General features: G+C 61.7%; 15 protein-coding genes. 5 read left to right on the forward strand and 10 right to left on the reverse strand.

Annotation, left to right across the window (positions count from 1 at the left end; translation table 11 throughout):
- Positions 1-4 precede the first annotated feature (4 nt).
- From sdhA to GLX_RS10285, 4 genes are all read right to left on the reverse strand, one after another.
- Positions 5-1,816: a succinate dehydrogenase flavoprotein subunit gene (sdhA, locus tag GLX_RS10270; RefSeq protein WP_014105901.1), complete on the reverse strand. Its 1,812-nt coding sequence runs from the start codon at positions 1,814-1,816 to the stop codon at positions 5-7.
- A 98-nt stretch (positions 1,817-1,914) separates the two neighbouring features.
- Positions 1,915-2,346 (reverse strand): succinate dehydrogenase, hydrophobic membrane anchor protein, encoded by a 432-nt coding sequence (gene sdhD / locus GLX_RS10275; protein WP_014105902.1) that lies wholly within the window; start codon positions 2,344-2,346, stop codon positions 1,915-1,917.
- A 2-nt stretch (positions 2,347-2,348) separates the two neighbouring features.
- The gene (sdhC, locus tag GLX_RS10280; RefSeq protein ID WP_081477932.1) at positions 2,349-2,741 is read right to left on the reverse strand and encodes a succinate dehydrogenase, cytochrome b556 subunit; all 393 of its coding nucleotides are present in this window, start codon (positions 2,739-2,741) and stop codon (positions 2,349-2,351) included.
- Between the two features lie 253 nt (positions 2,742-2,994).
- Positions 2,995-4,014 carry an aspartate-semialdehyde dehydrogenase gene (locus GLX_RS10285; protein WP_014105904.1) on the reverse strand — a complete coding sequence of 340 codons (1,020 nt, stop codon included), beginning with the start codon at positions 4,012-4,014 and terminating at the stop codon, positions 2,995-2,997.
- A 283-nt stretch (positions 4,015-4,297) separates the two neighbouring features.
- On the opposite strand from GLX_RS10285, the gene zwf reads away from it, so the two are divergent.
- Positions 4,298-5,848, forward strand: a complete 1,551-nt coding sequence (zwf, locus tag GLX_RS10290) for a glucose-6-phosphate dehydrogenase (RefSeq protein ID WP_014105905.1) — start codon at positions 4,298-4,300, stop codon at positions 5,846-5,848.
- A gap of 140 nt (positions 5,849-5,988) precedes the next feature.
- On the opposite strand, the gene GLX_RS10295 is transcribed toward zwf, so the two are convergent.
- From GLX_RS10295 to GLX_RS10310, 4 genes are all read right to left on the reverse strand, one after another.
- On the reverse strand, positions 5,989-6,483 hold the full coding sequence (locus tag GLX_RS10295) for a Spy/CpxP family protein refolding chaperone (protein ID WP_014105906.1): 495 nt from the start codon (positions 6,481-6,483) through the stop codon (positions 5,989-5,991).
- Positions 6,484-6,540: 57 nt separating this feature from the next.
- Complete coding sequence (locus GLX_RS10300; RefSeq protein ID WP_050856118.1) at positions 6,541-6,897, reverse strand: hypothetical protein; 357 nt, start codon at positions 6,895-6,897, stop codon at positions 6,541-6,543.
- 92 nt (positions 6,898-6,989) lie between these two features.
- Positions 6,990-7,637, reverse strand: a complete 648-nt coding sequence (locus GLX_RS10305) for a 2OG-Fe(II) oxygenase (RefSeq protein ID WP_041247801.1) — start codon at positions 7,635-7,637, stop codon at positions 6,990-6,992.
- Positions 7,638-7,711: 74 nt separating this feature from the next.
- Positions 7,712-8,050 carry a carboxymuconolactone decarboxylase family protein gene (locus tag GLX_RS10310; protein ID WP_014105909.1) on the reverse strand — a complete coding sequence of 113 codons (339 nt, stop codon included), beginning with the start codon at positions 8,048-8,050 and terminating at the stop codon, positions 7,712-7,714.
- Positions 8,051-8,170: 120 nt separating this feature from the next.
- Here GLX_RS10310 and zapE point away from each other — a divergent pair, with 120 nt between their 5' ends.
- The 4 genes from zapE (at position 8,171) to lpdA (ending at position 15,779) form a co-directional block, all read left to right on the forward strand.
- On the forward strand, positions 8,171-9,373 hold the full coding sequence (gene zapE, locus GLX_RS10315) for a cell division protein ZapE (RefSeq protein WP_014105910.1): 1,203 nt from the start codon (positions 8,171-8,173) through the stop codon (positions 9,371-9,373).
- Positions 9,374-9,718: 345 nt separating this feature from the next.
- Positions 9,719-12,592: a 2-oxoglutarate dehydrogenase E1 component gene (locus tag GLX_RS10320; RefSeq protein ID WP_014105911.1), complete on the forward strand. Its 2,874-nt coding sequence runs from the start codon at positions 9,719-9,721 to the stop codon at positions 12,590-12,592.
- A gap of 122 nt (positions 12,593-12,714) precedes the next feature.
- Positions 12,715-13,971, forward strand: coding sequence for a 2-oxoglutarate dehydrogenase complex dihydrolipoyllysine-residue succinyltransferase (odhB, locus tag GLX_RS10325; RefSeq protein WP_014105912.1), 1,257 nt, complete (start codon positions 12,715-12,717; stop codon positions 13,969-13,971).
- A gap of 68 nt (positions 13,972-14,039) precedes the next feature.
- Entirely contained in the window at positions 14,040-15,779 is a 1,740-nt protein-coding gene (gene lpdA / locus GLX_RS10330; protein ID WP_014105913.1) for a dihydrolipoyl dehydrogenase, read from the forward strand.
- 356 nt (positions 15,780-16,135) lie between these two features.
- On the opposite strand, the gene GLX_RS10335 is transcribed toward lpdA, so the two are convergent.
- Together GLX_RS10335 and GLX_RS10340 are read right to left on the reverse strand one after the other, a co-directional pair.
- Entirely contained in the window at positions 16,136-17,863 is a 1,728-nt protein-coding gene (locus GLX_RS10335) for a putative bifunctional diguanylate cyclase/phosphodiesterase (protein ID WP_014105914.1), read from the reverse strand.
- A gap of 50 nt (positions 17,864-17,913) precedes the next feature.
- Entirely contained in the window at positions 17,914-20,136 is a 2,223-nt protein-coding gene (locus tag GLX_RS10340; RefSeq protein ID WP_014105915.1) for an EAL domain-containing protein, read from the reverse strand.
- Positions 20,137-20,289: the final 153 nt, after the last annotated feature.

Here is a 20,289-nt window from a genome sequence, read left to right on the forward strand (position 1 = left end):
TACGTCAGTAGACGCGCTTCTTGGGGGGGAAGACCTGCACATCGTCGGTCAGCGTTTTCATGTGCACGGGGCGGTAGCTAAGCGTGACATCGCCCGCGTCGGTCATGTGGGCGACGGTGTGCTTCATCCAGTTCTTGTCGTCACGGTCGGGGTAGTCATCATGTGCCTGGGCACCCCGGCTTTCGTGGCGGGCATCGGCACCGGCCATGGTAACGGTGGCGTTGGCCAGCAGGTTCTCGAATTCCAGCGCTTCCATCAGGTCGCTGTTCCAGATCAGCGAGCGGTCATTGATCGAGATATCGGGGATTTCCGACCAGATTTCCTTGATCTTTTCCACACCCTGCGCAAGGCTTTCGGTATTGCGGAACACGGCGGCATGCTTTTGCATGGTACGCTGCAGTTTGCTGCGCATATCGGCAACATGGGTTTTACCCTTGGCGTAGCGCAGGCGGTCGAAACGCGCGATCGCGGCATCCCCTGCGCCTTCGGGCAGCGGCCGGATCGTCTCCTCGCTCTTGATGGTGGCTGCGGCGCGCTGGGCAGCGGCACGGCCAAACACCACAAGGTCGAGCAGGGAGTTGGTGCCAAGGCGGTTGGCGCCATGCACCGACACGCAGGCTGCTTCACCCACCGCCATCAGGCCGGGCACCACCGCATCGACATCATCAGCCGTGGGGCGGATGACCTCGCCATGATAGTTGGTGGGAATGCCGCCCATGTTGTAATGCACCGTCGGCAGCACCGGCACGGGCTCCTTGGTCACGTCGATACCCGCGAAGATGCGCGCCGTTTCCGAAATGCCGGGCAGGCGTTCGTGCAGGATTTCGGGGCCAAGATGCTCAAGGTGGAGCATGATGTAGTTCTTTTCCGGGCCACAGCCGCGACCTTCGTTGATCTCGATGGTCATGGCGCGCGAGACCACGTCACGCGATGCCAGGTCCTTGGCCGTGGGGGCATAGCGTTCCATGAAGCGCTCGCCCTTGGAGTTGGTCAGGTAGCCACCTTCGCCACGGCAGCCTTCCGTCAGCAGGCAGCCTGCGGGGAAGATGCCGGTGGGGTGGAACTGCACGAACTCCATGTCCTGCATGGGCAGGCCGGCACGGATCGCCATGCCGCCGCCATCACCGGTACAGGTGTGGGCGGAGGTGCATGAATGGTAGGCGCGGCCATAGCCGCCAGTGGCCAGAACAACCTTCTGCGCACGGAAGCGGTGCAGCGTACCATCTTCCAGACACCATGCCATGACGCCACGGCACGCGCCTTCTTCATCCATGATCAGATCAATGGCGAAGTATTCGACAAAGAATTCGACGTTATGCTTGAGGCACTGCTGGTACAGCGTATGCAGGATGGCATGGCCCGTACGGTCGGCGGCGGCGCAGGCGCGGGGCACCGGCGCCTCGCCATAATTGCGCATGTGGCCACCGAAGGGGCGCTGGTAGATCTTGCCATCTTCCGTGCGGGAGAAGGGCACACCCATGTGCTCGAGTTCCTGCACGGCAGGCACTGCCTCGCGGCACATGTATTCGATGGCGTCCTGGTCACCCAGCCAGTCCGATCCCTTGACGGTATCGTACATGTGCCAGCGCCAGTTATCCTCGGCCATGTTGCCAAGCGATGCGCCAATGCCGCCCTGGGCGGCCACGGTATGGCTGCGTGTGGGGAAAACCTTGGTCACGCAGGCGGTCTTGAGGCCAGCGGCCCCCATGCCCAGCGTGGCCCGGAGGCCGGAGCCACCAGCGCCTACGACAACCACGTCATATGCGTGGTCAACAACCCTGTAGGAGCCGGTGAGTGGTGAAGTGGTCGCGTTCATTTCTTGGACGTGTCCCGATGCTCGTTCGGACGGCCGGCGGCATGAACCGCCCGCCTGCCCGCGAATGTCATGTTCAGCGCGAAAGGGGTACCGGGGGCTCAGCCCGCGGCAACCTGCCCCTTCGTGCTGCCGGCAAGGGCCAGCTTCAGTACGGAAACCGTGCCGAACAGCCCCAGAAGGAAGACGATCCCCTTCATCAGCAGCCCTGCGGGCAGGTGCGCCTTGCCGTGCACGTAGTCATCAATGATGACCTGCAGCCCAAGCTGGGTGTGGTAGAAGGTCAGGATCACCAGCGACAGCATCATGGTCGTGTTGAATGGATGCGCGCCCCACTTCGCCACTTCCGGCTGGGATGCGCCCGCCAGACGGAACACCTGGATCACGAACCAGCCCGACAGCGGCACAAGGGCCACCGCCGATGCACGTTCCGCCCACCAGTGGCCAACACCGGCCTGACCCGAGCCCAGGCCGCGTGCCCGCGAAAGCTGGGAACGCATGACCGTGATATGTGGCTTCTTCATATTGCTCATGGTCAGGATGCCTTCTTGCGGGAACGACAGATCGCGACACCAAGGATGGTGGTCACCAGCGCCAGCGTCGTGCCCACGGTCACGCCCACGGCCACCGGGCCATCATCGTTGATTTCCTTTTTGGAGAAGCGGTAGCCGCTGTCCCACGCAAGGTGGCGCAGCCCCGCCACGAAGTGGTAGACCAGCGCCAGCGCCCACCCGGCCAGCAGCAGCTGCCCCAGCGGGTTGCCGGTGACCTTCTGCACCTTGCTGAAAGATTTGGGTCCCTTCGCCGCCGCGTTGATCCAGCACAGCCCAAGTGCCGAGCCGCCCGCGGCTGCAACACCGGCGGCGCGGTTTGCGATGGAAAGAAACATGGAAAGACGGAAGCGGTAGACCTGGAGGTGTGGGGACATAGGCCGCCTGGTCAGAGTTCCGTCGCTTCGCTGCCCTACATAGAGCGCATCACGGACATCCTGCATGGTCGTCTCGTCAATTTCCCTGTTATGGCTTCGGTTTGTTCCGTCGCCTTGTCTGAATTCGGTCCTACGCCCGGCAGAAGTCCGGGTCAACGCACGCCCGGAACACGAGGTTGAGAGACGCCCGGCCATCGCCACGGCGGTACAACCTCGCCAGACCGCCGTTCAGGGCAGTCTGGCGGGGTGTATGTCAGTGCCCGAGCAGGTCGAGGGCGACCATCGTCTCGGCAATCTGGACCGCGTTCAGTGCCGCGCCCTTGCGCAGGTTGTCGGCTACACACCAGAAGCCGAGTCCGTTGGGCACGGTCGGGTCAATGCGCAGGCGCGAGACATAGGTCGCATCTTCGCCTGCCACCTCAAGCGGAGTGGCGTAGCCGCCATCCTCGCGCTTGTCGTGCAGCACCACGCCCGGCGCTTCGCGCAATGCGGCGCGGGCGCGTTCAATATCAACGGGTTCCTCGAATTCCACCGTCACCGCCTCGGCATGGCCAATGAACACGGGAACCCGCACGCAGGTGGCGAAAACCGCAATGTCGGGATCAAGGATCTTGCGGGTTTCGACCGTCATCTTCCATTCTTCCTTGGTCGCGCCGTCATCCATGAAACGGTCGATGTGGGGAATGCAGTTGAAGGCGATCTGCTTGGTGAACTGCTCGGCCTTGAGCGGGTCGCCCACCAGGCTGCCACGGGACTGGTTGAACAGTTCGTCCATGCCGCTCTTGCCCGCACCGGCCACGGCCTGATAGGTCGCCACCACAACGCGCTTGATTGTGAACAGGTCATGCAGAGGCTTGAGTGCAACCACCATCTGGATGGTCGAGCAGTTGGGGTTGGCAATGATGCCGCGCTTTGCCTTCTTCACATCGTTGGGATTGACCTCGGGCACCACCAGCGGCACATCCGGTTCCATGCGGAAGTGGGATGTGTTGTCGATCACGATGCAGCCAGCCTTGGCCGCGCGCGGCGCATGCTTGGCCGAAACCGCGCCGCCGGGCGAGAAGAGGGCGACATCCCAGCCGGTGAAGTCGAAGGTCTCGAGGTTCTGGACCTTGAGCACTTTCTTGTCGCCAAACGAGACTTCCTTGCCCGCCGAGCGGGCGGAGGCGAGGGCCACGATCTCATCCACAGGGAACTGGCGCTCGGCCAGAGTCTTGAGGATTTCGCGCCCCACAGCGCCGGTGGCACCCACCACCGCAACGCGGTAACCCATGATGTTCTTTCCTGTCCTGTCATGCCCGGCCATTCAGGCAAAAGGCCGGGGCCGGATAACTGTAGCGACACCTAGAGCCTGTGCTGCGAAGGTGCAAGCAGCACGACTGGCCCAAAACCGGGAATCGAATCGGGGGTAAGGTCAAGGTTGCCCGTGCCATGCGGTGCTAGGCATTGCCCATCGGTGCGTGCCCGGTGCACGCTTGATCCATTGCGCCAGCGCGCAGGCGGTTTATTCCGCCTGTTCAACATGTGGCGCACAGGCAAGGACGGTTAGAGAGATCATGCCCCTATCATCTGACATTTCCACAACACCTGCTTCCGCGGCCCCGCATCCTGTCATGCCCGCGGGCGTGCGCCCGGCCCCCGCATGCACCCTGGTCATATTTGGCGCGCATGGTGACCTGACCAAGCGGCTGCTCATGCCGGCGCTTTACAATCTGGCGGGCAACCGGCTGCTGGACGCGGATTTCCGCATCATTGGCGTGGATCGCGTGGACAGCACCACCAAGCAGTGGCGCGACGGGCTGACTGCGATGATGCAGTCCTTCACCACTGATCCCAATGCGGAGTTCCATCCCCCCAGCATCGATGCCGCGCAATGGGACTGGCTGGCGGAGCGGCTGGAATACGTGCAGGCGGATTTCACGGATGTGGACGCCATTCGCGCGCTGGGGGAAAAGCTGCCCGGCAACGCCATTTTCTACCTTGCCATCCCCTCGCGCTTTTTTGCTCCCGTGGTGGAAACGCTGGGCAAGGCCGCTGTCGTTACGCAGAAGGAAGGTGCTTTCCGCCGCGTGGTGATTGAAAAGCCGTTCGGATCAGACCTGGCCAGTGCGAAGGAACTCAACCGCCGCGTGCTGTCCGTGCTGGACGAGTCGCAGGTTTTCCGAATCGACCACTTCCTGGGCAAGGAGACGGTGCAGAACATCCTCGCCATGCGGTTTGGCAACCTGATATTCGAGCCACTGTGGCGCAATGAATACGTGGATCATATCGAGATCACCGCCGCCGAGACCATTGGCGTGGAACAGCGCGGCGCGTTTTACGAACCCACCGGCGCGCTGCGCGACATGGTGCCCAACCACCTATTCCAACTGTTTGCCATGGTGGCGATGGAACCGCCCAACACATTCGATGCCGAAAGCGTGCGCAATGCCAAGGAACAGCTGTTCGAGGCCGTGACCCCGATCGACCCGGCGGATGCGGTGCGCGGGCAGTACGTGGCGGGCACGGTGGAGGGCAAACCGATGGTCGGCTACCGCGAAAGCCCCGGCGTCGCCCCCCACAGCAATACCGAGACCTATGTGGCGCTCAAGCTGCATGTGGAGAACTGGCGCTGGGCGGGAGTGCCGTTCTACCTGCGCACCGGCAAGGGGCTGGGTGGCCGCCGCACGGAGGTGGTGGTCCAGTTCCGCAAGCCGCCCATGTTGATGTTCCATAATACCGAGACGGACGAACTCCCCCCTAACCGCATCATCCTCAACATCCAGCCCGCTCAGGGGCTGACGGTGGAACTGGGGGCCAAGAAGCCGGGGCCAGAAATGGACCTGACCGATGTGCAGGCTCGCTTCCGTTACGAGGACAGCTTCGCCGCAAGCCCCAATGTGGGATATGAGACCCTGCTGTATGACTGCCTGATTGGCGATGAAACCCTGTTTCAGCGCGCCGATAATATCGAGGCGGCATGGAAGGCGGTCGATCCCGTACTGCAGGCCTGGGCGCAGGATGGTGCAGGGCCGGAACCCTATGCTGCGGGCACAACCGGCCCGAAGAGGGCCGATGAACTGCTCCAGCGCGACGGGCGGACATGGTACCCGCTTGACGGGGCATAAAAGACAGAAGTTTCTGGTGAAGATTTTTTCAAAAATCTTCACCAGAATATCGCTTTTTTGAAAAAGGCCGTACCCGGAAACTTGTATTAAAAAAGCCCGCTCCTTTCATGGGAGCGGGCTTTTTTGTGGCTGCAGACAGATTACTGCGCTGCCGCGGCGCGGGCCTGCTGCTGTTCGGCATGCTCGGTATCGCCCTGCGCGAACAGGGTATCGGCATTCTTGCGCTGCTTCTTGCTGAAGCTGTCATACAGGCTGGCGAAGGCGGAGTTCAGGGTCTGCATGTCCCGTGCGCGCTCTTCCACCAGATCGGCATAGGACTGCATGTTCTCCACCGCGTTCATCTGCGGCAGCTTTTCACGGCGGGCCTCGATGGCATCATGCAGGCGCTGGCCGTTGGCGCGCATGTCCTCAGCAAAGGGCGTCCACAGGGCTTCCTGCTTCTTGGTAATGCGCAACTGGTCATGCAGGGCCTTGATATGGGCCTCGACCTGCTCCGGCGCCAGGTCACGCGGTGTATGCGCCAGTGATGCGGTCGGGTTGGAGGCTGTCGGCTGCGGGGTGGCAGGCACCTGCGCCATGGCCATGGCGGGAAGCAGGATTAGGGCGGCGGCAGGCACGAAACGGCGGAGCATCATGGTATTTATTTTCCTTGGCTGGGATGATCAATGTGCGGTGTGGCATGCCACAGCGGTTCAGTAACCGCCGCCATACGGGTAGTAATACGGGTAGTAGGCTGGCGGTGGAGGCGGGGGCGGCGGGGCCGGGTAATAGGCGGGCGGCGGGGCAACCGCACCGCGTTCGGCCATCGCGCTGCCGAGCATGGCGCCAACAGCCAGCCCCGCGATCCCGCTGCCTATGGCCAGCCCCGCGCCGCCGCCCCGGCGGTGATCATGCCAGCCTCTACCATAGCCACGACCCGGCGGCGGGCCACCATGCCACCCAGGCCCCCCGCGGAAAGGCTGGGCGTGTGCTGCTGGTACGGCTGCCGCCATAATGCCCAGCGCCAGACTGGCGGACAGGAGGGATGCGGTCAGTTTGTGCAGATGCATGGCGCTTGGAAACCTCGACATGTCGTAAAACCGGATAACAGGACCATTCTGGTCCCTGCTCGTGCCTAAACGATGGTCGTGCGGCTGTCGCCCTATGCCACCCATGGCAGGCGTTTGGTCAGGGCGGATAACCGGTGGCGGCGCAGTTCGTTTCGTGCCCGGGTATCGTTTGTCATGTAATTAAGCTGGATGGTGTAGCGCGGCCCGACATAGGGCCGATGGCCATGCCAGGTCTCCGGCCCGTTGGGAAAGACCAGAAGCGTGCCGTTTACGGGGGGGATCTCGGCGGCGAAATCCTCCAGGTCATCGGGGCCGCGCAGCAGGCGCAGGCAGCCTTCATGGCGCGACCAGGCATCGCCCTCGGACGCGGCGTTCAGGTACAGCAGCACGGTTACGCGCTTGCTGTCGGAGTCGCGGTGGATACGCCCGTCCCGTGCCCGCGTGCGGCCGCGAAGTGTCAGCATGGTGGGCGCGCCCTCAAGGTCCAGCCCGAACCTGCCCGCGATCAGCCCGCGCAGGCGTGGCCCCTCCAGTTCCGCCACCAGTTGTGTCATGAGCGGGGAGAGGCCGAGCGCCTGTGGCGGGAAGGACCCGCCCGAGCGGATGATGGGCAGGCTGGCAGTCAGGGCCTGCAGGTCCGCCTGCCTGATGAAATGCGGCACGACCATGTGGGGGAAAGGCGCGGTGGAAACGGGCGCGCCCTCAAATGCCGCATAGTCGGGGGTGACGGGTTGGATCATGCCATCCTGCAAGCGCATCGGTTGAGGGGGCAAGATTAGGGCCATAACCGCCCCCTCGCAAGATGGTGCGCCTTTCAGTCCTTAACGGTATCCACCGCATCCAGCACACGGCTGGAATAGACAATGGCGGCCCCTGCGTTCAGGGCTACGGCAACGCCCAGTGCCTCGGCTATTTCCTCCTTGGTGGCGCCGGCTTTCACGGCGGCGGTGGAATGGACGGAGATGCACCCATCGCACCGGGTGGTCACGGCAACTGCCAGCGCAATCAGTTCACGGGTCTTGGCATCCAGCTTGCCGGTTTTCGCGGCCGCGCCGTCGAGTGTCTGGAGTCCCTTCAGCGTATCGGGCGAAAGGGTGGCAAAGGCGCGGACGGACTCGCCCAGATGGGCGCGGTAGGCGTTCCAGTCAGTCATCACAAACTCTCCATTTCGAATGCTTTTAGTTCACCAGATGGAGAGAACCCCTGTCATGACACAGTTTAGCGAGTTTGTGCCCTTGAAGGGGTTTTTTGAACGGACTATCGCCAGATTATTATGAACATGGACATAGCCCCCGCCCGCCCGTCCTCTGCGGCGTTGCCCGCAGGTACCGGCCCCTTCGCCGCCTATGAGGCCCGCGTGGCTTCAGGCCGTCTTGATCGTGATCCCGAGCAGGAAAAGGCTGCCCGCAGGCTGGACCGCCTGTGGCGGGAACTGCGTGATTATCACCCCGTGGTCCAGCAGGCCGCGCCACAGGCCACAGGCTGGCTGGGCGGTTTGAAGGCACGGCTGGGTCTGGCGGCACGCCCCGCCACCGAACCCCCCCGCCCGCGCGGGGTCTACATGGTGGGGCAGGTGGGGCGGGGCAAGACCATGCTCATGGACCTGTTCTTCAGCCTTGCACCGGTGGAGCACAAACGCCGGGTGCATTTCCACCGCTTCATGCAGGATGTGCACCAGCGCCTGCATGACATGAAGGATGCCGATCCCGACCTTGCCGATCCCATCCCGCCACTGGCCCGCCAGATTGCGCAGGAAGCGTGGCTGCTGTGCTTTGATGAATTTCAGGTCAATGACATTGCCGATGCCATGATCCTTGGTCGCCTGTTCGATTACCTGTTCGCCGATGGCGTGGTTGTGGTCGCCACTTCCAACACCAAGCCCGAGGATCTGTTCCAGGACCGCCCCGGTGCGGATGCCTTCAAGCCGTTCATCGCCGCAATCCTGAAGGAAGTGGATACCGTCATCCTCGATTCCCCGCGTGATTACCGGCGCGGCAACGCACCCGGCATGCAGACATGGATCATCCCCGCCAATGACGCGGCGCGCCGCGCACTCGACTCCATTTTCACCCGCCTTGCGGCGGATGCCCCGGTCGTGCCGGTCACACTCGATGTCATGGGTCGTAGCCTGAAGGTGGCGCAGGCCGCAGGTCCGGTCGCGCGCTTCAGCTTTTCCGACCTGTGCGGCAGGCCGCTCGGCGCGGGGGACTATCTGGCGCTGGCCACGCGCTTTCCCAATCTCGTGCTTGATGGCGTGCCCCGCATGGGGCCGGATAATTTTGACGAGGCCCGGCGCTTCATCGTCCTGATCGATACGCTGTACGAGCAGAACGTCAAGCTGTTCGCTTCCGCCGAAGACAGGCCCGATGCCATCTATGCGAAGGGACAGGGAGCGACCGCGTTCGAGCGCACGGCCTCGCGGCTGGAGGAGATGCAGAGCGCCGCCTACATGCAACTGCCGCACCTGAACGCATAAACGGCTGAAATGACGAAGGGGTCACGCCATCGTGACGGTTATGGCGGTGGTGTGACTGCCGGGGCGGTAGGCAAGCGGCACTGTCTTTGTTTGAGTATGGGCGAGTTCGCATCAGCCGGGCGCATGGCTGCGGATAATGATGTTTTGCAGCGCCTTGCCCCACCCGCTTCGGGGCAGGCACGAAAATGTCAGTATGCGCGGCAAGCAGACCTGCTCCTGATGAATGACGGCGGCATCCGGGTTAGGGTGCGGCTAGGGTAGCGATACAAATCGGGCTGGTGAGAGTGTCGCCGGACCCGAAAATAGCGCGGCCACAAAGGCCGCCAGCGAGGAGATGTCTTCAATATGGCGGGCGTAGATATTCTTTCGACCGCGTTCAGCGGCGCCAATACGGCCTATCTGGCTGAATTGTATGCACGCTGGGTGGCCGATCCCAATAGCGTCGATCCTTCCTTTGCCTCCCTGTTCCAGGAGTTGCATGAGGAAGGGGCGGAAATCGTTCATGATGCGGAAGGGGCCTCCTGGGCGCCGCGCCCGCATATCATTACCGGTGATGAGCCAGCCCCCCTGCCAAATGGCAACGCGGCGGGCGTCACCACGGAAGGGCTGAAGGCGGCAGCCGATGACAGCCTGCGCGCAACGCAGTTGATCCGTGCTTTCCGCGTGCGCGGCCACCTTGAAGCCCGGCTGGACCCGCTGGGCCTGCAGGTGCCCAAGCCCCATGCCGACCTGGACCCGGCCACCTACGGCTTCGGCCCCAAGGACCTGGACCGCCCGATCTATCTCGGTCACATCGTGGCCAGCCTGATCGGGTCGGACACCGCCACCATCAACCAGGTGCTCGATGCCCTGCGCGCGGTATATTGCGGGCCGATCGGTGCCGAGTTCATGCACATCCAGGACCCCGAGCAGCGCATGTGGGTGCAGGCGCGGCTGGAAGGTGACAACTGGCGCAAGGGCGCAACCCCGGACCAGAAGAAGGTCATCTTGCAGCAGTTGACCGAAGCGGAAGGCTTCGAGTCCTTCTGTCAGAAGCGCTATGTCGGCACCAAGCGCTTCGGCCTTGAAGGCGAGGACGTGACCATCCCCGCGCTGCACGCGATCATCGACCAGGCGGCCAAGGGCGGCGTACGTTCGGTGGCCATCGGCATGCCGCATCGTGGGCGACTGAACACGCTGGTCAACATCGTGCGCAAGCCCTACACCGCCATCTTCAGCGAATTCGCCGGGGCATCCTTCAAGCCCGACGACGTGCAGGGTTCGGGCGATGTGAAATACCATCTCGGCACCTCCACCGATGTCGAGATCGCGGGCACCCCGGTCCATATCTCGCTGCAGCCCAACCCCTCGCACCTTGAGGCGGTGGACCCGGTCGTGATCGGCAAGGTCCGTGCAACACAGGATGACGATGACCACACCCAGCGTGGCCGCCACATGGGTGTGCTACTGCATGGTGACGCGGCATTCGCCGGTCAGGGCATCGTGTACGAGACGCTGGCCATGTCGCAGTTGATCGGCTACCGCACCGGCGGCACGATCCACGTCGTGGTCAACAACCAGATCGGCTTCACCACCGTATCGGTCCATTCCTTCTCTGGCCTTTACTGCACGGACGTGGCCAAGGCGGTGCAGGCCCCGATCCTGCATGTGAATGGCGATGAGCCGGAAGCGGTGATCTACTGTTCGCGCCTTGCAGCCGAGTTCCGCCAGAAGTTCGCATCCGACGTGGTGCTGGACATCGTGGGCTATCGCCGCCACGGCCATAACGAGTCCGATGAGCCGTCATTTACCCAGCCCATCATGTACAAGGCCATTGCCGCGCGCCCGACCATCCGCACGCTGTATTCCGACCGCCTTGTGCGCGAAGGCGTGCTGACCGAAGCCGAGGTTACTGCCGAGTGGGATGGCTTCCACAACAAGCTGGAAGAAGCCTATCAGGCCGCACAGGGCTACAAGCCCAACAAGGCTGACTGGCTGGAAGGTGCATGGAAGGGGCTGAAGCCGCCGCCGGTTGATACGACCCTGCCTGCACCGGAAACGGGTGTGGCCATCGACACGCTCAAGGAAGTGGGTGCGGCCCTGGCCCGTGTGCCCGATGATTTCAACGCCAACCCCAAGATCGTTCGCCAGCTCAAGGCCAAGGCGAAGATGTTCGAGACGGGCACGGGAATCGACTGGGCAACGGGTGAGGCGCTTGGTTTTGGCACCCTGCTGCTGGACAGGCATAAGGTCCGCCTGTCGGGCGAGGACTGCCAGCGCGGCACCTTCAGCCAGCGCCATGCGGTGCTGATCGATCAGGTCAACCAGAATACCTATGTGCCGCTTAACAACATTGCCAAGGAGCAGGCGGGGATCGAGATCTACAACTCGCTCCTGTCCGAGTTTGGCGTGCTGGGCTTTGAATACGGTTATTCGCTGGCCGATCCCAACGCGCTGGTGCTGTGGGAAGCCCAGTTCGGTGACTTCGCTAATGGCGCGCAGGTCATCATCGACCAGTTCATCGCATCGGGTGAGACCAAGTGGCTGCGTATGTCCGGTCTGGTCATGCTGCTGCCGCATGGTTACGAAGGGCAGGGGCCGGAGCATTCCTCCGCCCGTCTGGAGCGCTACCTCGAGTTGTGCGCCGAGAACAACATGCGCGTGTGCAACCTGACCACGCCCGCCAACTACTACCACGCACTGCGTCGCCAGCTGTTCCTGGATTACCGCAAGCCGCTGATCATCATGACGCCGAAGTCACTGCTGCGTAACAAGCTGGCGGTGTCGGAGCTGAAGGATTTCGGGCCGGGTACGCGCTTCCTGCCTGTCATTGGCGAGATCGACCAGATTGCAGACCCGGCCAAAGTGGACCGCGTGGTGATCTGTTCGGGCAAGGTCTATTACGACCTGCTCACCGAACGCCGTGAGCGCAAGCTGGACAATGTCGCCATCGTGCGCCTGGAGCAGTTCTATCCCTTCCCCGAGAAGATGCTGGCCGAGGAACTGGCCCGCTACAAGCAGGCGAAGGTGATCTGGTGCCAAGAAGAGCCAGCGAACATGGGGGGCTGGAACTTTGTCGATCGCCGGATCGAAGGCGTGCTGACATCGGTTGGCCACAAAAGCACACGGCCCGTCTATGCCGGTCGCGTGGCAGCGGCAAGCCCGGCCACGGGTCTTGCCAAGGTGCACCTGGCCGAACAGGCGGCGCTGGTGAACAAGGCGCTGGGTGTAAGCGCCTGACCGCTACCGGTTACGCGTAAAGGGTTAAGGGGGCGGCACTGCGGCCGCACCCCAGAATAATGATAAGGCCGTTCGGGCATGCCTGGGGTGTGTCCGGGCGGCAAGGGATTGGGAAACAAGACATGTCTGCCGAGATCAAGGTACCGACACTGGGTGAAAGTGTTACCACAGCAACCGTTGCCAAGTGGCTGAAGCATCCGGGTGATGCGGTGAACGAAGATGAGCCGTTGGTGGAACTGGAAACCGACAAGGTCAGCGTGGAAGTCCCCGCTCCGCAGGCCGGTGTGCTTGGCCCGCTGCTGGTGCCCGAGGGCGAGGAAGTGGAAGTCGGTACCGTGCTGTCCACCATTGAAGTTGGTAGCGGCGCCGCCCCCAAACCGGCAGCCGCCCCCGCCCCCAAGAAGGAGACCCCCACCGGCGTGCAGGCCCAGCCCACGGCCAGCGGTCCGGTCGCCCGTCCGGCCACCCCGGCATCTGACATTGCGGCACAGGGTGCGGCTGCCGTAGCCTTCCCAGCCGCGCGCAAGATCATGGCCGAGCAGGGTGTCTCCCCCGCCCAGGTCGGTACCGGCACCGGCAAGGATGGTCGTATCACCAAGGGTGACGTGCAGAGCTTTCTTGCCCAGCCGCGCGCGGCCCAGCCCGCTGCTGCCCCGCGCCCGCCGCGTCAGGATGACCCGCGTGAGGAACGCGTGAAGATGACGCGCCTGCGCCGCACCATTGCGCGCCGCCTGAAAGACGCTCAGAACACCGCAGCCCTGCTGACGACGTTCAATGAAGTGGACATGTCCGGCGTGATGCAGATGCGCGCCGAGTACAAGGACCTGTTCATCAAGAAGCATAACGGCGTGAAGCTGGGCTTCATGTCCATCTTCAGCCGTGCGGTCATTGCGGCACTGCAGGAGTTCCCGGCCATCAATGCCGAGATCGACGGCGATGACGTGATTTATCGTGAGTTCGTCAACCTCGGCATTGCCGTGGGTGGTCCCAACGGTCTGGTCGTGCCCGTGATCCGCGATGCCGACAAGATGGGCTTCGCCCAGATCGAAAGCGCGATTGCAGGCTTTGGCAAGAAGGCGCGCGAAGGCACGCTGAAGATCGATGAACTGTCCGGTGGTACGTTCTCGATCACCAATGGCGGCATTTATGGCTCGCTCATGTCCACACCCATCATCAACGCGCCGCAGTCGGCCATCCTTGGCATGCACGCCATTCAGGACCGACCGGTTGCCGTGAACGGGCAGGTGGTGATCCGTCCGATGATGTATATCGCGCTGACCTATGACCACCGGATCGTGGACGGCAAGGAGGCAGTGAGCTTCCTTGTGCGGGTCAAGCAGAACGTGGAAGATCCGCGCCGTCTGCTGCTGCAGGTCTGATTGCCTGCCGGGGCCACGCCTGTGCGTGGCCCCCAAGCGCAACCGCAACGCAAGCTGGACAAGAGATTATGACAATCGACATCAAGGTGCCCACGCTGGGCGAGAGTGTGACCACGGCCACGGTTGCCAAATGGCTCCGGCAGCCGGGGGATGCGGTCAATGCCGATGACCCGATCGCCGAACTGGAAACCGACAAGGTCAGCGTGGAAGTTCCCGCCCCGCAGGCGGGCGTACTGGGTGCGCATGCCGTGAAGGAAGGCGATGAGGTCGAGGTTGGCACCGTGCTGACCACGCTTACGCCCGGTGCCGGTGGCAAGCCCGCCGTTTCCCCCGCTCCGGCTGCTGCCAAACCCGCCCAGCCTGCCCCGGCTGCTGCTGCTGCCGCCCCCGCGCCCAAGGCCGCCGCCCAGCCCCCGGCCGAGACGGATTACGATGTGATCGTGATCGGTGCCGGCCCCGGTGGTTATGTATGCGCCATCCGTGCGGCCCAGCTTGGCTTTAAGGTGGCATGCGTGGAAAAGCGCGCGACACTGGGTGGCACCTGCCTCAATGTGGGCTGTATCCCCTCCAAGGCATTGCTGCAACAGTCCGAGAACTTTCATGCCGCCAAGGATGAATATGGCGACATGGGCATCATCATCGACAGCGTGAAGCTGGATCTGGCGAAGATGATGGCGCGCAAGCAGTCCGTGGTTGAAGCCAATGTGAAGGGCGTGGAGTTCCTGTTCAAGAAGAACAAGGTCACCTGGCTCAAGGGCACTGGCAAGGTCGAGGGCACGGGCCGCATCACGGTTGATGGCAAGCCGGTCACGGCCAAGCACATCGTGATCGCCAGTGGCAGCGACAGCGCGGGCCTGCCGGGTGTCGAGGTGGATGAAAAGCAGATCGTCACATCCACTGGCGCGCTTGAGCTCTCCGCTGTTCCCAAGAAGATGGTGGTGATCGGTGGCGGCGTGATCGGGCTGGAACTGGGCAGTGTCTGGCATCGCCTTGGCGCGGATGTGACGGTGATCGAATATCTCGACCGTCTGGTTCCGGGTACGGATAACGAAGTGGCCAAGACCTTCCAGCGCATCCTGACCAAGCAGGGCCTGAAGATGAAGCTGGGTCACAAGGTAACCAAGGCTGAAAAGAGCGCCAAGGGCGTGACCCTGACCGTGGAACCCGCCAAGGGCGGTACGGCCGAGACTCTGGAAGCCGACGTGGTGCTGCTGGCCATTGGCCGTACGGCGGCCAGCAAGGGCTTCGGGCTGGAAGAAGCGGGCATTGAACTGGACAAGCGTGGTCGGATCGTGACCGATGCGCATTACGCCACCAGCGTGCCGGGTATCTATGCCATTGGTGACGTGATTGCAGGCCCGATGCTGGCCCACAAGGCTGAGGAAGAAGGCGTTGCCATTGCCGAACTGCTGGCAGGGCAGGCAGGCCATGTGAATTACGGTGCCATTCCCGCCGTGGTCTATACCTGGCCGGAAGTTGCAACCGTTGGCAAGACCGAAGAAAACCTGAAGGAAGAAGGTGTTTCCTACAAGGTTGGCAAATTCCCCTTCACCGCCAATGGTCGTGCGCGCGCCATCGGCATGACGGACGGGTTTGTGAAGGTTCTGGCCGACTCCACCACCGATCAGGTGCTGGGCGTCCACATTATCGGCCCGATGGCGGGCGAACTGATTGCCGAATGCACCATGGCGATCGAGTTCGGTGCCTCGTCGGAAGATATTGCCCGCACCTGTCACGCCCACCCCACGCTGAGCGAGGCAGTAAAGGAAGCGGCACTGGATGTAGACAAGCGCGCCATCCATATCTGATTGCCGCTACGACATATGTAATGGAACCACTCGGCAGGATGTCTGTCGGGTGGTTTTTTTATGGGGATTTCTGCCTCGCACCAGTATCGGCATGTCTTATGCGATGACGGGTGGCAGGTTGGTGATCAACGCTGGTATTGCAAGGTAATAAAGGTTTCCGGGGCCGTCTTTTTTCAGAAAGGCGATAGCTCCTGAAGCTTTTTGAAAAAAGCTTCACCAAAAACTTCTTTATTGTTTAACAGGAGGTAAGACTAGAGCATTTCCACCAAAAACCGGTTCAGTGGAAAATGTTCCAGTTTATTGTTTTTATAAGCATCTTCACCTGTTTGAATGTACGCATTCAAACAGGACCGGCTCTAGCTCAGCACCGGGTTCCAGGCTTCTTCGCGCGTGATGCGGATCAGTTCGGTGGCTGAGACCGCGCGCGAGATGAAGAAGCCCTGCACGTAATCCACCCCAAGCTTGCGCACGGTATCGAACTCTTCCTGTGTTTCCACTCCTTCCACCGTTACGGCCAGATTGTAGCCATGGCCAAGCTTGATGAGTGAGGCGATAAGGCTGCGTGCCTTGTCATCGGTATCGATATTGCGCACCAGGCAACGGTCGAGCTTGAGTGATTGCAGCGGCAGTTCACACAGTGTGGAAAGGCGTACCGTGCCGTAGCCGAAATTGTCCATGGCAAGCCCGAACCCGTCCTCCGCCAGACCGCGCAGGCGCAGGCGGCTTTTTTCCGCACGCCGTCCCTGCAGCATCTGTTCGGTCACTTCCAGCATGAAGGTGCTGGGATCAAGGTTGAGTTGCCGGATCTCGCTGAACAGGTCGATCTGCTGTTCAAGGTTAAGCAGGTCCAGATGCGACAGGTTGACCGCCAGCCGTAGGCTGGGCAGGCCTGCTTCCTTCCATTTCTGGATATCATCATGAAAGGACTGCACCAGATGCGTCTCCATGATCTGGGCCAGGGCAGAATCAGCAAAGACATCGGTAAACGCCCCGGCTGAAAGCAGCCCACGCTCGGGGTGGTGCCAGCGCATCAGGGCTTCCGCCTGCTCGATGCGGCCGGTGCGGGCGTTGAGGATGGGCTGGTAATACACCTCGAACTGTTTCTGCATCACGCCCTTGCGCGCTTCCTTCAGTATCTTGGCGCGCTCCATCGTGGTCTTGTGCAGGCTGGGCGTGAACATGCGCGCCTGCTTGCCGCCTGCCTGCTTGGCGGCATAGACCGCCACGTCGGCGTTCTTCTGCAGCCCCTCCATCGTATCTTCGCTGGTAATGAGGGTGGCACCGATACTGCCGGAAATGCGCACGGTCGCACTTTCCAGCATGATCGGTTCTTCCAGTAAGTTCTGCAGCTTGCTCAGGATGGTCTCAAGCGGCATGACCTTCAGGCTTTTATTCAGGATCAGGGCGAATTCGTCCCCACCCAGTCGGCTTATGGCATCCTGTGTGTTGACCAGTTCGATCAGGCGGGTCGCAATGGTCTTGAGTACCTCGTCACCCGCATGGTGGCCATGGATGTCATTGACCGGCTTGAACCCGTCCAGGTCAAACATGACCAGTACCTGCGGGTCGGGATTGCGGCGCTTGCTGGCTTCTACCGCCGCGACAAGGCTGGCGTTGAAGCCACCACGGTTGAGCAGCCCGGTCAGCATGTCGGTCGCGGCCTGTTTTTTCAGCCGGACCTTGGTGTTCATAAGCTCGGTAATCTCGAAACGGGTTGCGACAAACCCACTGATCTCGCCATGGGCGTCGCGGTGCGGGATGATGGTGGTGGCCACCCAGTAATGGCTACCATCCTTCGCCCGGTTGCACAGGCTGCCGTGCCACGTCTCGCCTGCGTAGAGCGTGCGGTACATGTCACGAAAGAAAGCCTTGCCGTGCTCCCCCGAATTCAGGATTCGGTGGGTGTGGCCCAGCAGTTCCTCGCGCGAATACTGGCTGATCTTGCAGAATTTATCATTGACGTAGGTAATGACCCCCCTGCGGTCGGTCACGGCCACGATCAGTACGTTATCGACTACATCCGCCCAGAAATCGGCGTCTTCATGCGTAAGGGCGCGCAGCCTGTTGTCATGTTGAGCGGACATTCTGTTACCTCGAAAACGGAGCGGAAAACCGGGACTTGTATCAGTGTAAACTAGGACGATTTCTTTTTTGTTGGAACATTTTTGGCCGTCCCGGCATCAGGCAGGATGGCGCGGATCGTCTTGTGGTGTTTCACCCATTTTTCCAGGTCATCGGGGGCCAGCGGTTTGGCGAACAGGTAGCCCTGCATCACGTCGCAGTTCAGTTCCTCCAGCAGGGCGCGCTGCTGCTCGGTCTCGACCCCTTCGGTCACGACCGTCATGCCCAGTCTGTTGCCAATGCCGATCACGGCCATGGTCACGGCCTGGGCATTGGTGTCGTATTCAAAATCGTTGATGAAGCTGCGGTCGATCTTGATTTCGGTCAGCGGCAGGCGCGTAAGCCGTGAGAGAGAGGAATAGCCGGTGCCGAAATCATCCATCGACAGCCCGCAGCCCAGGTTACGGATGGACTGGAGCACTTCCTCGGTATCGCTGCTGCTGTCCATCATCACGCTTTCGGTAATTTCCACCGTCAGGCGCGCAGGCTTGAGGTTATGGTCCCTGAGCAGGGCTGCGATATGCTCGGGCAGCGCGCGGTTGCGGAAATGCACGGCAGACAGGTTGACGGCAACAGTGGGTACGAACACCCCGTCGGCATCCCATTTCACGATCTGGCGGCATGCTTCAAGCAGGGACCACCGGCCGATCGCCTCGATCTGGCCGGTTTCTTCCGCCACGGCAATGAAGCGGGAGGGGTAGATGTTGCCCAAAGTGGGGTGGTGCCAGCGTGAAAGCGCTTCCACCCCGCTCAGTTCCAGCGTGTGGGTGCGTACCTGCGGCTGGTAGTGCAGGTTCAGCATGCCCTTGGCCAGTGAATCGCGTAGCGCCGAGCCAAGCACAAGCCGGTCCTGCGCGATCTGGTTTTTCTCCAGGTTGGCGAAACGGAAAGTGCCGCGTCCGTCTTCCTTGGCCTGGCGCAGCGCCACGTCGGCGGTGCTGAGCAGGGATTCACTGTCCGGCCCGTTATCAGGATAAGTGCTGATGCCGATGCTGCACGAGATGGTAAGCGTATTCTCGCCTATCTGTAGTGGCTTGGCGATGGTGGCAAGCAGGCGCTCGGCAAAGGTGGTGGCGTCCTTGTTGGGGCAGTTGGGCACCACGACCACGAACTCGTCCCCGCCCGAGCGGCTGACCACATAGCCATCCAGGGAAATGGCGCGGATGCGGGCTGCGATTTCGATCAGGAACTGGTCGGCATAGACATGGCCAAGCGCATCGTTGATATCGCGGAAGCGGTCGATATCGAGCATGAAGATGGCGAACTGCCGGTTGCCATCTTGCTTGCTGATCATGCTTTCAATGACCTTGTGCACCGAAGAGCGGTTGAGCAGGCCGGTCAGGCTGTCAAAATTGGCAAGGTGGGAGATATGCTCCTTCGTTGCATTCTGCTCGAAGGCCAGCGCGCAGAAGGGTATGCATGAATCGACAATGCGCTGCGGCCAGGTATTGCGGCCCTGATCCTCACGCGCATAGAGGGCAAAAATGCCCTGCACCTGCCCTGAGCGGGTCTTGACCGGCGTGCAGAAACACTGCTGCAACCCCAGCGATACGCCCAGCGAGCGGTAGCTGTCCCAGATTAGGCGGGTGGTGTATTTGGGGTCGAGCCGTAGCTTTTCCTGCTCGGATGAAGAAATGTACAGGCTCTCGAGCGAGGCGCGATACCGCTTGGGCAGGGTGGGGCTGGCCAGCACGCGCAACTGCCCGTTGGGTGCGATGAGCATGAGTACAGCCACCGTGCCGGGCACAAAGCTTTCCACCCGGCGGCACAACAGGTCGGCCACGTCCTGTATCAGCATGTCACTGGCCAGCGCCTGCAGTACGTCGTTCTGTAGGATCAGGATCTTGCGCTGCTGGCTTTCATCGGTGACGTTCTTCATCACCCCCATGTAGAAGATGCGCCCGGTATCGGTGATCACCTTGGAAAGGGATAGTTCACCACACACATATTCGCCATCCGCGCGGGTGAATTCGACCTCGCGTGATGTGCCGACAATGCGGTTGAGACCGCTTTCCCGATTACGGTCGATAAAGGCATCATGACCGGTACGGTGCAGTGCCGGCACCAGGATGTTTACATTCTTGCCTAATACGTCCGCCTTGTCCAAGCCCCATAGGTTGGACGCAGCATTATTGAAAAAAATGACATCATTCGTATCATTGATAATAATGGTTGCGTCTATGGCCTGTTCCAGTGCCGAAAGCAGGACTTCAGCACTCAGGTTGGGCTGTGACATCGGGGTTACCTCGCAAAAGGGACAAGGCCGGACTGCCGCCACCTGGCGTGGTGGTGATCAGTGCTCATGCACTCTTGAATAATTGGTTGCCCGTGTCACTGCCCGTACGGGCGGCTTGAACAGGCATACCAGCTTGTTATCACGGGCGCAGGC

It is taken from the genome of Komagataeibacter medellinensis NBRC 3288 (genome assembly GCF_000182745.2).
In the GTDB taxonomy this organism is placed as follows: Bacteria; Pseudomonadota; Alphaproteobacteria; order Acetobacterales; family Acetobacteraceae; genus Komagataeibacter; species Komagataeibacter medellinensis.

Coding starts and splice junctions, on each gene's coding strand:
- sdhA (WP_014105901.1), bottom strand. CDS start 1,816: ATGAACGCGACCACTTCACCACTCACCGGCTCCTACAGGGTTGTTGAC.
- zapE (WP_014105910.1), top strand. CDS start 8,171: ATGAACATGGACATAGCCCCCGCCCGCCCGTCCTCTGCGGCGTTGCCC.
- GLX_RS10335 (WP_014105914.1), bottom strand. CDS start 17,863: ATGTCCGCTCAACATGACAACAGGCTGCGCGCCCTTACGCATGAAGAC.
- odhB (WP_014105912.1), top strand. CDS start 12,715: ATGTCTGCCGAGATCAAGGTACCGACACTGGGTGAAAGTGTTACCACA.
- sdhC (WP_081477932.1), bottom strand. CDS start 2,741: ATGTCCCCACACCTCCAGGTCTACCGCTTCCGTCTTTCCATGTTTCTT.
- sdhD (WP_014105902.1), bottom strand. CDS start 2,346: ATGAGCAATATGAAGAAGCCACATATCACGGTCATGCGTTCCCAGCTT.
- GLX_RS10285 (WP_014105904.1), bottom strand. CDS start 4,014: ATGGGTTACCGCGTTGCGGTGGTGGGTGCCACCGGCGCTGTGGGGCGC.
- GLX_RS10295 (WP_014105906.1), bottom strand. CDS start 6,483: ATGATGCTCCGCCGTTTCGTGCCTGCCGCCGCCCTAATCCTGCTTCCC.
- zwf (WP_014105905.1), top strand. CDS start 4,298: ATGCCCCTATCATCTGACATTTCCACAACACCTGCTTCCGCGGCCCCG.
- GLX_RS10305 (WP_041247801.1), bottom strand. CDS start 7,637: ATGATCCAACCCGTCACCCCCGACTATGCGGCATTTGAGGGCGCGCCC.
- GLX_RS10300 (WP_050856118.1), bottom strand. CDS start 6,897: ATGCATCTGCACAAACTGACCGCATCCCTCCTGTCCGCCAGTCTGGCG.
- GLX_RS10320 (WP_014105911.1), top strand. CDS start 9,719: ATGGCGGGCGTAGATATTCTTTCGACCGCGTTCAGCGGCGCCAATACG.
- GLX_RS10310 (WP_014105909.1), bottom strand. CDS start 8,050: ATGACTGACTGGAACGCCTACCGCGCCCATCTGGGCGAGTCCGTCCGC.
- lpdA (WP_014105913.1), top strand. CDS start 14,040: ATGACAATCGACATCAAGGTGCCCACGCTGGGCGAGAGTGTGACCACG.
- GLX_RS10340 (WP_014105915.1), bottom strand. CDS start 20,136: ATGTCACAGCCCAACCTGAGTGCTGAAGTCCTGCTTTCGGCACTGGAA.